Origin of the sequence: Pseudoalteromonas sp. NEC-BIFX-2020_015, from assembly GCF_012952265.1 — a bacterium.
Taxonomy (GTDB): Bacteria; Pseudomonadota; Gammaproteobacteria; order Enterobacterales; family Alteromonadaceae; genus Pseudoalteromonas; species Pseudoalteromonas neustonica.
The window spans coordinates 1-750 of sequence record NZ_JABCJL010000089.1; the positions used below are offsets into that span (position 1 = coordinate 1).

Below are 750 nucleotides of genomic sequence, written 5' to 3' on the forward strand. Positions count from 1 at the left end.
AGAGCCTCTAAAAAGCAAATTCCCATAGCATAAACAACACCAACTCTATACACCGAGCAGGTAGCGCCTCAGTCCAACAAGCGATTATGCAACACAAACTGCGTGTTGCATAAATACTAAAGTGTTATGAGCCAGTCGTATAATAAGGAAGTATAGCGTTGGATAATCAAGAATTAATCGAAGTAAATAGCGAAATAGATCGTATCAACACTCGTGTTGAAAATATTGAACGCATTGCCGCCACCATTGAAGATCTTGCTGAAAAAGGTGTGGAAGCTTTTGTGAAACATATGGATCATAAGGAAGAAACGCAACAAAAAGAACTTGAGCTAGATAACGCAAAGCATCAAAGAGAGCTTGAGCTTGAAAATACAATTCATAAACGCTCGGTGATTATTGTTGGAGCTACAGTCGTTGGTGTTGTTGCGCTTGTCTTCACGGCAATGATACTTGGAGAAAAGGAATTAGTTAAAACAATATTAACTTCTAGTCTCGCAATCGGTGCTGGCATTGGAATTAAATCAGCTTTAAATAAAAAAGGCTCATAACAAGTTGCTTAAACGGAAAATTAACAGTTGGCCATCGCTTCGCGATTATAGCCAACCATTAATTTCCGCTTAGCAAGGCGTTGTGGCTGTAGAATTACTCTTTTTTAAGAAAAACAGCCTGTTTTATGGGTTCCAAATGCATTACCTAATGCTTTAAAAACGCTTAGAGTTAATTACAGGAGCTCGTTTTTTAATTGAATTT

Annotated in this window: 1 protein-coding gene; it reads left to right on the forward strand. The window is 37.7% G+C overall.

Annotated elements, in window-relative coordinates; genetic code table 11:
* The first annotated feature begins 158 nt into the window (after nt 1-158).
* Complete coding sequence (locus HH219_RS21670; RefSeq protein WP_169328608.1) at nt 159-548, forward strand: hypothetical protein; 390 nt, start codon at nt 159-161, stop codon at nt 546-548.
* Nucleotides 549-750: the final 202 nt, after the last annotated feature.